The 13,028-nt window shown below is 64.4% G+C and carries 11 protein-coding genes and 1 pseudogene; 11 read left to right on the top strand and 1 reads right to left on the bottom strand.

Annotation, left to right across the window (positions count from 1 at the left end; translation table 11 throughout):
- Positions 1 to 529: pseudogene (locus tag B3B04_RS08755) on the top strand (hypothetical protein); the annotation flags it as partial.
- Here B3B04_RS08755 and B3B04_RS08750 read toward each other — a convergent pair.
- Positions 526 to 1,167 carry a prepilin peptidase gene (locus tag B3B04_RS08750; protein WP_292042013.1) on the bottom strand — a complete coding sequence of 214 codons (642 nt, stop codon included), beginning with the start codon at positions 1,165 to 1,167 and terminating at the stop codon, positions 526 to 528. The pseudogene B3B04_RS08755 and the gene B3B04_RS08750 sit on opposite strands and share 4 nt — an antisense overlap.
- A 255-nt stretch (positions 1,168 to 1,422) precedes the next feature.
- On the opposite strand from B3B04_RS08750, the gene B3B04_RS08745 reads away from it, so the two are divergent.
- From B3B04_RS08745 to B3B04_RS08700, 10 genes are all read left to right on the top strand, one after another.
- A complete protein-coding gene (locus B3B04_RS08745) occupies positions 1,423 to 2,934 on the top strand; it encodes a hypothetical protein (protein WP_292042011.1) in 1,512 nt (503 codons plus the stop codon).
- Between the two features lie 88 nt (positions 2,935 to 3,022).
- Positions 3,023 to 5,686 carry a TonB-dependent receptor domain-containing protein gene (locus B3B04_RS08740; protein ID WP_292042008.1) on the top strand — a complete coding sequence of 888 codons (2,664 nt, stop codon included), beginning with the start codon at positions 3,023 to 3,025 and terminating at the stop codon, positions 5,684 to 5,686.
- Between the two features lie 212 nt (positions 5,687 to 5,898).
- Positions 5,899 to 6,702, top strand: coding sequence for a type II secretion system protein N (locus tag B3B04_RS08735; RefSeq protein WP_292042006.1), 804 nt, complete (start codon positions 5,899 to 5,901; stop codon positions 6,700 to 6,702).
- A gap of 8 nt (positions 6,703 to 6,710) precedes the next feature.
- Positions 6,711 to 8,828 (top strand): type II secretion system secretin GspD, encoded by a 2,118-nt coding sequence (gene gspD, locus B3B04_RS08730; protein ID WP_292042004.1) that lies wholly within the window; start codon positions 6,711 to 6,713, stop codon positions 8,826 to 8,828.
- Complete coding sequence (gene gspE, locus B3B04_RS08725; protein WP_292042001.1) at positions 8,812 to 10,305, top strand: type II secretion system ATPase GspE; 1,494 nt, start codon at positions 8,812 to 8,814, stop codon at positions 10,303 to 10,305. Before gspD ends, gspE begins: the two co-directional genes overlap by 17 nt.
- Positions 10,305 to 11,507: a type II secretion system inner membrane protein GspF gene (gspF, locus tag B3B04_RS08720; RefSeq protein WP_292041999.1), complete on the top strand. Its 1,203-nt coding sequence runs from the start codon at positions 10,305 to 10,307 to the stop codon at positions 11,505 to 11,507. Before gspE ends, gspF begins: the two co-directional genes overlap by 1 nt.
- Positions 11,508 to 11,524: 17 nt before the next feature.
- A complete protein-coding gene (gene gspG / locus B3B04_RS08715; RefSeq protein WP_292042016.1) occupies positions 11,525 to 12,001 on the top strand; it encodes a type II secretion system major pseudopilin GspG in 477 nt (158 codons plus the stop codon).
- Positions 11,970 to 12,437 (top strand): GspH/FimT family pseudopilin, encoded by a 468-nt coding sequence (locus B3B04_RS08710; protein WP_292041997.1) that lies wholly within the window; start codon positions 11,970 to 11,972, stop codon positions 12,435 to 12,437. The genes gspG and B3B04_RS08710 overlap by 32 nt, the downstream gene beginning before the upstream one ends.
- The gene (gspI, locus tag B3B04_RS08705) at positions 12,427 to 12,777 is read left to right on the top strand and encodes a type II secretion system minor pseudopilin GspI (RefSeq protein ID WP_292041995.1); all 351 of its coding nucleotides are present in this window, start codon (positions 12,427 to 12,429) and stop codon (positions 12,775 to 12,777) included. Before B3B04_RS08710 ends, gspI begins: the two co-directional genes overlap by 11 nt.
- On the top strand, positions 12,774 to 13,028 hold a 255-nt coding region (locus B3B04_RS08700; RefSeq protein ID WP_292041992.1), incomplete at its 3' end, for a PulJ/GspJ family protein. The genes gspI and B3B04_RS08700, both read left to right, overlap by 4 nt.

Genomic DNA, 13,028 nt, shown 5'->3' with positions numbered 1-13,028 from the left:
GGCGGTGCGGATCAACTTTCCCGCCCATGGCGAGGGCTGGGCCGTAGATCGTTTTCGCGGAGCCAATCCCGGCTGGCGTCTGGCGCAAACCGCGCGCGTAGGCGCATCGCCTGTGCGCTTTGGGCTGGCAGGGCGCTCGCCCGATGCGGTGGAGCCGGTGGCGGTGGTGTCGTTCGTCGGTCGCTCGCGTCCCTACGCGGCGCGCATCGTCATGCGCGACAGCACGGTCGTGCCAAGACCATTGATCGGACGCGGCAGCGTGGCCGATGTGCCGCCGCCGTCAGGGCGCAAACAGGTGTTTGCGGCCCGTCAGGCTGCGGCTCCCAAATCCTTGTTGGCCGCGGATCGCAAACAGGGCGAGGCGTGGACCTTTGATGCGGGAGCCCTGACGGCGCTGGAACAACTGGACCCGCGCGAGACCTTCTGGATCGAGTTCCTGTTCCGTGACGATACGGTGGCCCGCGTGCGGATGGAGGTCGGTGACCTGACCGCCGCGCGCACCTTCTTGGCCATGGGACCGGTCAGCTAGAGCGGCAGCCAGCACACAAAAATGCCCAGCGCCAGAAAGGTGCCAAAGGGCAGGCGGCTGTCCATGCGAACCTCGCGCTGCCGCACCCGCTGGACGGCCAGCACCAAAAGGGCCGACAGGCTGGCCCACAACAGCACGGCGGGCACATCGGCCAGACCGACCCACGCCGCGCCTGCGCCCAGCAATATGGGATCGCCGGTACCCATGCCGCGTCGCTTGCGTAAAAGCTGATACAGACCCGCCAGCAGCCACAGTCCGCCAAAGGCAGCCAGTGCCGAGAGAACCGACAACATCCACCCGATGGCGGGCGGTTGCGGCAGAATCACATTGGCCAACAGGCCCGTCAGCGCCAGAGGCACCGTCACAACATCCGGCAGCCAGAAGTTCTCGGCATCAATCAGCGCGATCAACATGAGCTGCCAGCCCAGCAAGGCGGTGAAAATTGCGGTGCCATCATCAAACAGACGCCACTGGCACCACCACGCGCTGAAAAATCCGATCAGCGCACCCAGAAGTGGCAGCCAGACATAGCGTCGCGGACGTGCCGGCGGCACCTTTCCGGGCAGGCGAAAACTGATCCAGCCTGCCGCTGCGCCTGCCCCGAGGCCCAGGGCACTCAGCAGGACCGCAATGGTCATAAAACCTATGTTTAACAACGTTTCGGCCCCTCGACTGGCATCATGATGCCCTCTCCTGCGGGCCAGAGGAAGAGGCGCGAAACTTCATTTGTGAAACACTGTTCGATCACGAACAAGATTCCATAAAATCTCCATTGAACCTTCATTGCTCGGTGCAAGCGCGAAACCGTGTTCGCTTTCATCCATGCGGCGAGGCAGGGGGGTGCGTTCGTCGCCATTCAGACTGCCGTCAAATAATCGGATCGGTGGAAGACGATGACGTCCAACTTCAAAACCCTGCTCGCCGTCGCCGCGAGCGCTCTTGCTTTGGCAGCATGTGGCGGTTCGGCCGAGGTGGCCTCTCCGGGCGAAGGTGACTTCGGCGGGGGCAATGGTGGCGGTGGCGGCGGTGGCAACAACCCTCCGCCCTCGACAGGTGGTGCCGCAGTCGACTGTCCGACCGGCTTCGCCAACGCTGGCGTGATCGCCAACGACACCCTGCGCGTGTGCCAGCTGCCGACGCAGATTAACGGCAATCTGACCGTGCCGCTGCGCGCAGGCACCATCTACGCCATCTCGGGTCGCACCTCGGTCGGCACCGACATGGGTCTGAATCCCGCCCAGCCTTCCGGCACCCAGGGCGTGCTGACCATCGAAGCTGGCGTGAAGATCTTTGCCCAGGGCGGTGGTGACTATCTGATCATCAACCGTGGCTCGCAAATCTTTGCCGAAGGCACTGCAGGCAACCCGATCATCTTCACCAGCCGCGACGATATCGAAGGCCGCAACAACGAGAACTCGCAGGGCCAGTGGGGCGGTATCGTGATCGCCGGTCGCGCTCCGCAAGCCAACTGCCAGCTGACCGGCACGGTCACCTGCACCGGTCAGGTCGAAGGCACGGATGCCTTCTACGGCGGTAACACGGCGGCGGACAACTCGGGTCGCCTGCGCTATGTGCAGATCCGTTACTCGGGCTATGAAATCTCGACCGGTAACGAGCTTCAGGCTCTGACTCTGGCCGGTGTCGGTTCGGGCACGGTGATCGAGTACATCCAGTCCCACAACTCCTCGGACGACGGCATCGAAATCTTCGGTGGTAACGTCAACCTGCGCCACATCGTCATCACCGGCGCAGACGACGACGCCTTCGACACCGATACCGGCTGGCGCGGTGGTGCCCAGTTCGGCATCGTGACCCAGCGCGCCCCGAACGCGACCAGCCGCTCGGCAGGCTTCGAGTTCTCGGCGGCTCCGGCTTCGACGCCGCTGGCCACCCGCTACAACTCGCAACCGAAGATCGCCAACTGGACGATGGTGGGCCGTAACTCGCCGACCGACGCCCACACCGTGGCCCACTTCGACACCGGCACCAAGGCTACCGTCATCAACTCGGTCTTCACCAGCGTTGCCGGTTCCTCGGCGGGCTGTCTGGATATCGCCGATGCCGACACCGCCAGCGTCAATCCGGTGTTCAACTCGGTCTTCATGTCGTGCGGCATTTCCTACCGTCCGAACAACGCCGGCCGCTCGGAAGACGTGTTCACGGCCGGCACCAACAACGTCGCCAAGGGCACCTCGACCCTGACGGCTCCGGCATCGGGCACCACTCTGGCCAACCAGGTCCTGACCTTCATCAACGGTGCCAACGAAAGGGCTGTCACCCCGGTGAAGGCCTCGGCCACCTACTCGTGGTTCGTCGACACCGACTACATCGGCGCCGTGAAGGACAGCGCCGACACTTGGTGGCGCGGCTGGACCTGCGGCCTGACCGACGGTCAGCGCTGCTGATAGCGGCCATCGCATGAAGAGGCGGCAGGGATAGCCCTGCCGCCGCTTCGTCGTTTTCCCAAGTCCTCTTCCCTGCAAGGCAAGCAAGATGAACAAGACCAAGCTGACCCTGGGCAGGGTCCTGCTGGCGACCTCGGCACTGGGCGCATCGGTGATGCTGCCGGCCGCCGCATCCGCACAGAATATTGGTGGCGAGGCCACGAACGTCTCCGTCGCCGTGACGTCGGAAGACACTGACCAACCGACCGCGCTGGGCGATATCGTCGTCCGCGGCCGCAACATTCCCGAACCCAACCGCGCCAGCGCCGAAGTGGCGGCCTTCCTGACGCAGGAAGACCTGCAACGCACGGGCGATTCCACGGCAGCCTCGGCGCTGACCCGCGTGACGGGCCTGTCGATCGTTCAGGGCCGTTATGTCTATGTGCGCGGTCTGGGCGAGCGTTATTCCTCGGCCCTGCTGAACGGCTCGCCGCTGCCCAGCCCCGATCCGCTGCAACGCGTCGTGCCGCTGGACCTGTTTCCGGCCAGCGTGCTGAATGGCGTGTCGGTGCAAAAGACCTATTCGCCGGACTATCCGGGCGAGTTCGGTGGCGGCGTCATCAATCTGTCGACCGTTGAAGCGCCGCAAGAGCCGTTCCTGAACCTCAAGATCGGCGTGGGCGGCAATACCGAGACGACCGGCAAGGACAATCTGGTCTACTACGGCTCGGACAGCGACTGGACCGGCTTCGACGACGGCACCCGCGATATCCCGTCAGAGATCAAATACGCCTTCAAGCTGAACCAGCAGATCAACCGCGCCAACTTCTCGGATCGCGATCTGCAGATCATGGGCCGTGCTCTGGTCAACGCTCCGCTGCGCCTGCTGCAACGCCAAGAGACGCCCGTCGATGCCAGCGCCGAAATCGCCGTTGGTTTCACTACTCCGAACCGCTGGGGTGACATCGGTGTCATCGTGGCCGCAGGTTATGACAACAGCTGGCGCGCCCGTCAGGCCATCCAGCAGGAAGGCCAGTTCCAGGGCGACAAGCTGGAAGCGCGCTCGACCTATGATGTGACGTCGAACCAGAACGACATCCGCCTGAACCTGCTGGGTGGCCTGTCCTTCTCGAACGAGGATCACGAGGTCAAATGGACGAACCTCTACGTCCGCAGCACGACCAAGGAAGCCCGCTCGGCGGCCGGCCCTGACTTTGACGCGGGCGGCAGCATCATCCGTAACGACTATACCGAATGGTTTGTGCGCCAGCTGTTCACCACCCAGTTGGCCGGTCAGCACGCGCTCGGCGACAACTGGCAACTGGACTGGCGCGGTTCGTATGCACGCTCGACCCGCGATGCGCCGTACGAGAGCCGCTTCCAGTATGGCGTCGATGCCGAAGGCAATTACATCCACAACGTGCAGGGCAACCTGATTTCCTTCTCCGATCTGGAGGATGAAGTTCTGTCCGGTGGCGTGGACCTGTCCTATTTCGTGCCGATGCAGGATGGCCGCGAGGCCACGGTCAAGGTGGGCGTCGCCACCCTCGACAACACCCGTAACGCCCAGCGTCACGACTTGCAGTTCGAGACCGTCAACAGCCTGACCGAAAGCCAGCGCAGCGCGCGCATCGACTATCTGTTCTCGGACTACAACATCAATCCGACCACCTTGCGCCTGCGCGAAGTGGCCGGTGGCAACGGGGCCAGCGCCTATGACGCGGACCTGACGGTCAACTCGGCCTATGCCATGGTGGATGCCGAGTTCTGGCCCACGGTGCGCACCACCTTTGGCGTGCGTTACGAAGACAGCTCGCAAAGCGTGACGCCGCGCAGCTTGTTCGGTGGCCAAAGCAGCTATCTGCCGACCCAGCGCGACGAGGACTATTGGCTGCCGTCGCTGACCGCCACCTGGAACTTTGCCGAGAACCAGCAACTGCGCTTCGGCGCGTCGCAAACGATTGGCCGTCCGCAGTTCCGCGAACTGGCCCCGCAGGCCTATACGGACCCCGAAAGCGACCGCATCTTCATCGGTAACCCCTATCTGGTGGACACCGAGATCCTCAATCTGGATGCGCGCTGGGAGTGGTATTTCGCTCCGCAGCAGTTCGTGACCGCTGGCGTCTTCTACAAGAAGATGGACAAGCCGGTTGAGGCTGTGATCGTCGACGTGGGCAACCAGCGTCAGCAGTCGTTCCTGAACGCGCCGGAAGCGGTTGTCATGGGCTTCGAGGTCGAGGCGAAGAAGTATTTCGACTTCGCCAGCAACAGCAACTTCATCGCCAACAAGCGCTTCCTCGTGGCTGCCAACTACACCTGGTCGGACAGCGAGGTCAGCGTCGGTGACGGTGACACGGTCATGACGCTGGGCGGTGCCGGTCGTCCGGAAGAGGCCAGCTTCTTCCTCCGCGACGGCGTGCGCATGCAGGGTCAGTCCGAACATGTCGCCAACCTGCAACTGGGCTTCGAGGACGACACGGCACGCTCCCAGGCGACCTTGATCCTGAACTATGTGTCCGAGCGTATCACGGCGCGTGGTGCAGGCGTCGGTGACGCCCGCGAGCCTGACTATATGCAGGAGCCGGGGGCCTTCCTCGACTTCGTCTACCGCAAGGACTTTACCGTTCAGGGTCGCGACATGGGCATCGCCTTCGAAGCGCGTAACCTGCTGGGTCAAGACTTCGAGGAGTTCCAGGAGCAGAACGGCAAGATTCTGATCAATGCTTATGATCTAGGTCAAAGCGTATCGGTCAGTCTGACGGCAAGGTTCTGACACTTCTCCCCCTGCGAGCAGGAACTTGACTTGGACCGGAGTGCCCCAGGGCGCTCCGGTCTTTTCTTATGGTTTTAATACCAATGTTCCGCGTTCGGAGTATTCGTCATCTCATCTTCGCTGGCCTGTCATTGTGACATGCAAGCCGGGTACGGAACATCGCGATAGTTCGCCTGTACAGTGTCGGGGCGAACCGTCCCGCCGACATCGGGATGGCGCTCGTGTTGCAGGGTCTGCGCACATCAGGCTTTGGAAATGTTCTCGCGGCAGACACCCTGCGGCGCGGGCTGGAAGTCTTGCTGATCGTCATCCTGCTGGTTCAGGCAGGAAGGCTGGTCTGGCTGTTTGCCGCACCCGCACCGGATGTGGCTGTGCGCTCTGCACCCAAACCCGATACGGCGATCCTTGGCCGTTATGATCCCTTCGCCGGGGCCAGCGTTTCAGAGGCCGAGGTCGACACAACAGGCTTTACCCTTTTTGGCGTCAGCGCCGATGGGCTCGGCGGTGGATCGGCCATCATCGGTGGTCCCGACGGTGTGCAGGTCTCGGTCGCTGTGGGCGAGGCGGTCACTGGGGGTGTCACCCTCAAATCGGTGGGGCCCGATCATGTGACCTTGGCGCGTGGAGACACCCTGTCGCGCCTCTATTTCCCCGAAGTGGCGCTGGACGTTGCCGCCCCCATCGAGGACACCGGTGCGGACACGCCGTCCGGAGCCGCGCCTGCAAATGCGGCGGCGGTCGTCAATCCCGCGCGCCTTATGGCGCAGGCCGGTTTGAGGCCGCGCCTTGATGGCCTGCGGGTCACAGGTCTGACCGTCACCGCCTCCGATGAGGCCAGTGAACTGGCGGCGGCAGGTCTTCAAAACGGCGATGTGATCCTGTCGGTTAACGGCACGGCACTGACGTCGCCACAAGCTCTGAACACTCTGCGCGAACGACTGGCCAACGCTTCGTCCGCCGAAATTTCATTCGAGCGCGGCGGCCAGCGGCGCATGACCACGATCACAACCCGGTAGGACCGTTAATGAGCCGCAAACCGCATCTTATGCTGTGTTCGGGCCTGTGTGCTCTGCTGATGGTGCAGGCCCCGTTGATGGCCCTGCCTGCGGTCGCCCATGCGCAGGCGGCACAGACGCTGAATGTGCAAAATGCCGACATCCGCGCCTTTATTCAGGATGTGGGACGCCGCACCGGACGCACCTTTATCGTCGATCCGGCTGTCAGCGGCACGGTCACTGTTTCCAGCCCGCGCCCGCTGACTTCCAGCCAGTTGTTCGACCTGTTCCTGTCGACCCTGCGGGCCAACGGTCTGGTGGTGACCCCTTCGGGATCGGGCAGCTATCGCATCAGCCCGGCAGCCACGGGCGCACAAGGGCCATCGGGCACAGGTGCGGGCCGGTTTGCGACCGAGGTCTTCACCTTGCGCCACATCGACGCCCCCTCGGCGGCAGAGACGATCCGGCCCTTGGTGGGCGAGCAGGGGCAGGTGCTGCCCAATGCGGCGGCCAATACGGTGGTGGTCGCCGACTATGCCGACAACATGGCCCGCATCCGCGCCTTGGTCGCCAGCATCGACGTTGACCGCAGCGACTATCAGGTCGTGCCGCTGGAGAACGTTTCGGCACGCGAGATTGCGGGTGTTCTGGCGCAGGTGCTGGGCCAGCAGTCGCTGGTCACGGTCACACCGGTACAAAGCTCCAACACACTGGTGTTGCGCGGCGATGCCCGTCAGCTGGAGCGCGTCCGTGTGCTGATCTCCGATCTGGATAGCCGTTCGCGCGCCAATCAGGACGTGAATGTCGTCTTCCTTGAACACGCCGACGCGGCCCAGCTGTTGCCGGTGTTGCAACAGATTGTCGGTCAGCCGGTAGAGGATGCCGGTGCTGGACAAAGCCGCCGCCTGCAAGCGGCACGCGGCATCGGCAATGCCTCGGCCCAAGGCGATACGGTCGCCCGTGCGGTGGACAGCGAACCGGAAGAATCCCAGAGCGCCATCGGCACAACCACCATCACTGAAACGGGCCAGCGTGCGACCATCGCCCGCTTCCCCGGCGCGAACGCACTGGTGATCTCCGGACCGGCAGACCTGCAACGCACGCTGACGGGCGTCATCCGCCAACTGGATGTCCGTCGCCAGCAGGTGTTGATCGAGGCCATTGTGGTCGAGCTGTCGGACAATGCCGTGCGTGAACTGGGCGTGCAGTGGATTACAGCGGGCGAACATGGGGCGGGTCTGACCAACTATTCCGACCGCGCAACGCCGTTGCTGCCGCTGGCCGGTGGCGTGGCCTCGGATCAGTTGGACAAGGATGATCCCCTGCGCGAGCGCCTGCAAAATCTGGCGCTCAACGGCCTGCTGGGTGCCAATGGTTTTGTCGGCGGGGCGGGCGGCAAATGGGGTGACGGCCTGTTCGGTTTCATCATCAATGCGGCCAAGACGGACAGCGGGTCGAACCTGTTGCAGACCCCGTCGATCATGACACTGGACAATGAAGAGGCCAGCTTCCTTGTCGGGCAGGAAGTGCCCATCACCACGGGCCAGACCCTGCTGAACGGCAACAACAACCCCTTCACGACGACCGAGCGCAAGGACATCGGCGTGCGCCTGACGGTGCGCCCGCAGATCAATGCCGGAGGCTCTATCACCCTGACGCTGAGACAGGAGGTGTCCAGCATCAATGGTGTCCTGTCGCGCGGCGCAACAGATTTGGTGATGGACAAGCGCGAGCTGGAAACCACGCTGGTAGTGGACGACGGCGACATTGCGGTGGCCGGTGGCCTGCTGGACCAGAACGACCGCACCGAGGCCAGCCGCGTGCCCGGTCTGGGCGATGTGCCGGTGGTGGGGCATCTGTTCCGTTCCACCAGCCGACAGGGTGGGCGCACCAATCTGATGGTCTTCCTGCGCCCGACCATCATTCGCACCTCGCAAGAGGCGCAGGGGCTGGCGGCTGACCGCTGGGGCTATATGCGCGCCCAGCAGCAGCAGATCAGCCCGGGTGTAGAGCCCTCGATTGACGCCATGCTGCGCGACTATATGCGCACCCAGCCGCCTGTGGCTCCGGCCTATATTGCGCCGGTGGCTCCGGTGTCGGGACAACCCTTACCGCAGGGCGGGGCGGTCAATGATCACGCTGGCTGATCCCAAACTGCCCTATGGCTTTGCGCGCTCTCAAGGCGTGGTGCTGCTGATGCCGGGCGACGTCATGGCGGTGGGGGCCAGGCGTGACGTCAACCCGCTGGCGCTGGTCGAAGCGCGCCGGCTGTTGGGCCGCCCCTTGTCAGTCGAAATGCTGGACGACGCCCAGTTCGAGCGGCGCTTGTCGGATATCTATGCCTCAGACGCCCTTTCGTCGGACAGGGGCGATGAGCTGGACATCCCGTCCGGTCTGGAAGGTCTGGTGGAGGAGATGCCTGCCGCCGAGGACCTGTTGGACAGCCACGACGATGCGCCTGTGATCCGCCTGATCAACGGCGTGATTGCCGAGGCCGTCCGGCTGGGCGCATCGGACATCCATCTGGAAACCTTCGAAAGCCGCCTTTTGGTCCGGATGAGGGTGGATGGCGTGCTGCGCGAGGCGCTGAGCCTGAACCCGCGCATGGCCCCCTTGTTGGTGTCGCGCATCAAGGTCATGGCGCGTCTGGATATTGCCGAAAAGCGCGTGCCGCAGGATGGGCGTATCGCCCTGATGCTGGGCGGACGAAATCTGGATGTGCGCGTTTCCACCCTGCCGTCGCGCGGGGGCGAGCGGGTGGTGATGCGCGTGCTGGACCGTGACCGTACGGGCGTGGATTTCGACAGTCTGGGTATGGCCGCAGACGCCCGCGCCGCGCTGGAAAAGGCCTTGGCCGAACCGCACGGGGTGATCCTTGTGACCGGCCCGACCGGATCGGGCAAAACCACCAGCCTTTATGCGGGCTTGTCGCGCCTGAATGACGGCCAGCGCAACATCCTGACCATTGAAGACCCTGTCGAATATGCGGTCGAGGGCATTGGCCAGACACAGGTCAACACCCGCGTCGGCATGACCTTTGCCGCGGGCCTGCGCGCCATTCTTCGTCAGGATCCGGACGTGGTCATGGTGGGCGAGATCCGCGACACCGAGACGGCGTCCATTGCGGTTCAGGCGTCCCTGACGGGGCATCTGGTGCTGTCGACCGTCCACACCAATGATGCGGCGGGGGCCATTACGCGTCTGCGCGATATGGGGGTGGAGCCCTTTCTGCTGGCGTCCTCGGTCCGCCTGATCATGGCCCAGCGTCTGGTTCGCAAACTGTGCCCCCATTGCCGCGCCGAAGAGACGCTGGATGCGGTCACCGCCGCGCGTATCGGCTTAAAGGCTCGCACCCGACATTTCCGCCCTGTGGGATGCAGCCACTGCGCCCAGACCGGCTATGTCGGTCGTCTCGGTGTCTATGAGGTGATGCCGGTCGACGAAACGGTTCGGCGCTTGATTGCCACCTCTGCCCCCGAAGAAGAGCTTGTCGTTGCAGCCTTTGGTCCCAAGGGCGAGGGGCTGTTGGCGGATCGGGTGCGGATCATGGTGCAGACGGGACAGACCTCGGTCGAAGAGGCCGTGCGCGTCACCGGCGAACGCAGCGGACAGGCGGACGACTGATGGCCGGTTACGACTATGTCGCCATCAACGGGCGCGGCCATCCGGTGCGCGGGCGGCTGTCTGCCGACAGCGAAACGGCTGCCCGTAATACCCTCGCGCGCCGCAATATGGTGGTGGTCGAGATCGCGCCGTCCTCCGCCAATGCGCGCTCCGCCAAGACGTCGGGGCGTCTGTCGGCCAAGGCGCTGGCGCTGGTGACCCGCCAGCTGGCGACACTGGTGTCGGTCTCGCCGCTGGAGGAAGCCTTGCGGACCTTGGTGGCGCAGGCGGACCGCCCGCATCTGAAACAGGTGCTGGAGGGCGTGCATAACGGCCTTTTGGAAGGGCGCGGTCTGGCCGATGCCATGGGCGGGCAGGGGCGGGCCTTTCCGCCGCTTTATCGCGCGATGGTGCGGGCAGGGGAAACATCCGGCGCGCTGCAACCCATTCTGGAGCGTCTGGCCGACGGGTTGGACCGCGATCAGGAAATACGCGGCAAGGTCATAACCGCCTTGGTCTATCCCTGCGTGCTGGCGGTGGTGGCTATGGGGGTGGTGATCGCCCTGATGACCTTTGTGGTGCCCAAGGTGGTCGAACAGTTCGACAGCATGGGCCAGTCGCTGCCCCTGCTGACGCGGGGCATTATCGGACTGTCGGGGGCGATGACAGCGTGGGGCTGGCTGGCGGCGCTGCTGGTCGTCGGAGCCGTTCTGACGGTGGCCCTCTTGCGTCGGCGCGAGGATTTTCGCTTGAGAACCGACGCCCTTCTGCTGCGGCTTCCTGTCATCGGAGCCTTGGGGCGCGACCTTCATGCCGCGCGCATGGCCCGCACCCTGTCCACCATGATCGCGGCTGGCCTACCGGTGCTGGAAGGGCTGAACATCACGGCCCGCACCGTTTCGAACCGCGCCCTGCGCCGCGCCACCGAAGCCATGGCCGAGGCTGTGCGCGAGGGCGGCGGCCTGTCGGCGGCCATGCGCCGTGCGGATGTGTTCCCCCCGGTGCTGATCCACATGACGGCCTCTGGCGAGAACAGCGGGCGGCTGGAGCCGATGCTGGCGCGCGCCGCCGACTATCTGGACCGCGAGTTTGCCAATTTCACTGCCGTGATGCTCAGCCTGCTGGAGCCCGCCATCATTGTGATCATGGGCGGCATCGTGGCGCTGATCGTCCTGTCCATCCTTCTTCCCATCTTGCAGATCAACACCCTGGCTTTGGGGTGAGCGAGGCCGTCATGAACATGCTGATCCAACACCTTCGACAGTCCCGCCGCCGTCAGCAGACGCCGCAGGAGCGGGGCCGCGAGGGCTTTACTCTGGTCGAGCTGTTGGTGGTGATCGTGATCATCGGCCTGTTGGCGACGGTGGTGGTGATCAATGTGCTGCCCAGTCAGGACAAGGCGATGGTAGGCAAGGCCCGCGCCGACATCGCCGTGCTGGAACAGGCTCTGGAAACCTATCGTCTGGACAATCTGGCCTTCCCTACGGACCAGCAGGGGCTGGCGGCCCTGTCGGCACCTCCCGCAGACCTGAGCCGACCGGAGCGCTATCGCCAAGGCGGCTATATCCGTCGCCTGCCGGATGATCCGTGGGGCAACCCCTATCAATATCGCCGCAACAGCGCCCATGGCGGACAGTTCGACGTCTGGACCAATGGTGCCGACGGCAAGGAAGGGGGCGAGGGAAATGACGCCGACATCGGCAACTGGACCCTGTAACCCGCCAGTCTCCCGAACGCGCCAAGGCTTTACCCTTGTCGAGCTGTTGGTGGTGATTGCCGTAATCGGCGTCGCGGCGACGGCGGTCGTTCTGTCGTCCCCCGATCCGCGCCCTACTGCCGCGCGCGAGGCCCAGCGCTTTGCCGCCAGACTGATATTGGCGCGCGAGGAAGCCATCTTGACCAATCGCGCCGTAGCGGTGCGTTTGTCGCCCGACGGCTACCGGTTCGAGGCCTATGACGGGCAGGGCTGGTCAGTGCTGTCCGGTGCGCTAAAGCCCCAGCCTTGGCCCGAAGGGATGACAGGGCCAGTGCAGGACCGGCTGATGTTTGACGCCACAGGTCTGGCTGATCCTGTGCGCTGGTACCTTGTGCGGCAAGGACAGGGGGCATGGGTCAGTGTGGATGGCGCGGGGGAGGTGACCCTTGAGCCCTAGGCGCGATGGCTTCACCCTGATCGAAATGCTGGTGGCGCTGGCGGTGTTTGCCTTGGCGGCCATGGCGCTGATGAAGCTGACCATCGAGAGCACCCGCACGGCGGCGATGCTGGAACAGCGCACCGTGGCCGGCATGGTCGCCGATACGGTGGCTGCCGAACTGGCGCTGGGTCGTCAGACGGCCTCCGCCGGACAAATGCAGATGGCCGGACAGTCATGGACGTGGATCGCCGGTGAGGTCGCCGTGGAAGGTCAGGTGCGCGGGCTGGAAGTGCGCGTCATGGATGGCACCCAGATGCTGGCCCAGCGCCGCGTCCATCGCTCGGATGCGCCGCAATGACCGGCCCTTCGTCGCGTCAGGGCTTTACGCTGGTCGAGGTGCTGCTGGCCCTTGCCATTTTCGCGATGATATCGGCGGCGGGCGTACTGGTGCTCAGTCAGGTGGTGGATGCCCGTTTCGGCTTGCAGTCCAGCACACGCCGCACGGCGGATTTGCAGCGCACCTTGGCCATTATGCGATCCGACATCGCCCAGGCCGCCCCGCTTCGCACGCGCGGCCCGACCGGACGACCCGCCGCCGCGCCGGTCATG

Origin of the sequence: Brevundimonas sp. UBA5713 (assembly GCF_002419815.1) — a bacterium.
Classification (GTDB): domain Bacteria; phylum Pseudomonadota; class Alphaproteobacteria; order Caulobacterales; family Caulobacteraceae; genus Brevundimonas.
The sequence above is the reverse complement of the archived record's forward strand: the minus strand, read 5'-3'. Positions and strand labels throughout refer to the sequence as shown.

What these genes read in the sequence shown, in the direction of transcription:
- B3B04_RS08710 (WP_292041997.1), top strand. Translation starts at nt 11,970, where the DNA reads ATGACGCCGACATCGGCAACTGGACCCTGTAACCCGCCAGTCTCCCGA.
- gspG (WP_292042016.1), top strand. Translation starts at nt 11,525, where the DNA reads ATGCTGATCCAACACCTTCGACAGTCCCGCCGCCGTCAGCAGACGCCG.
- B3B04_RS08750 (WP_292042013.1), bottom strand. Translation starts at nt 1,167, where the DNA reads ATGACCATTGCGGTCCTGCTGAGTGCCCTGGGCCTCGGGGCAGGCGCA.
- B3B04_RS08740 (WP_292042008.1), top strand. Translation starts at nt 3,023, where the DNA reads ATGAACAAGACCAAGCTGACCCTGGGCAGGGTCCTGCTGGCGACCTCG.
- B3B04_RS08735 (WP_292042006.1), top strand. Translation starts at nt 5,899, where the DNA reads ATGGCGCTCGTGTTGCAGGGTCTGCGCACATCAGGCTTTGGAAATGTT.
- gspF (WP_292041999.1), top strand. Translation starts at nt 10,305, where the DNA reads ATGGCCGGTTACGACTATGTCGCCATCAACGGGCGCGGCCATCCGGTG.
- B3B04_RS08745 (WP_292042011.1), top strand. Translation starts at nt 1,423, where the DNA reads ATGACGTCCAACTTCAAAACCCTGCTCGCCGTCGCCGCGAGCGCTCTT.
- gspD (WP_292042004.1), top strand. Translation starts at nt 6,711, where the DNA reads ATGAGCCGCAAACCGCATCTTATGCTGTGTTCGGGCCTGTGTGCTCTG.
- gspE (WP_292042001.1), top strand. Translation starts at nt 8,812, where the DNA reads ATGATCACGCTGGCTGATCCCAAACTGCCCTATGGCTTTGCGCGCTCT.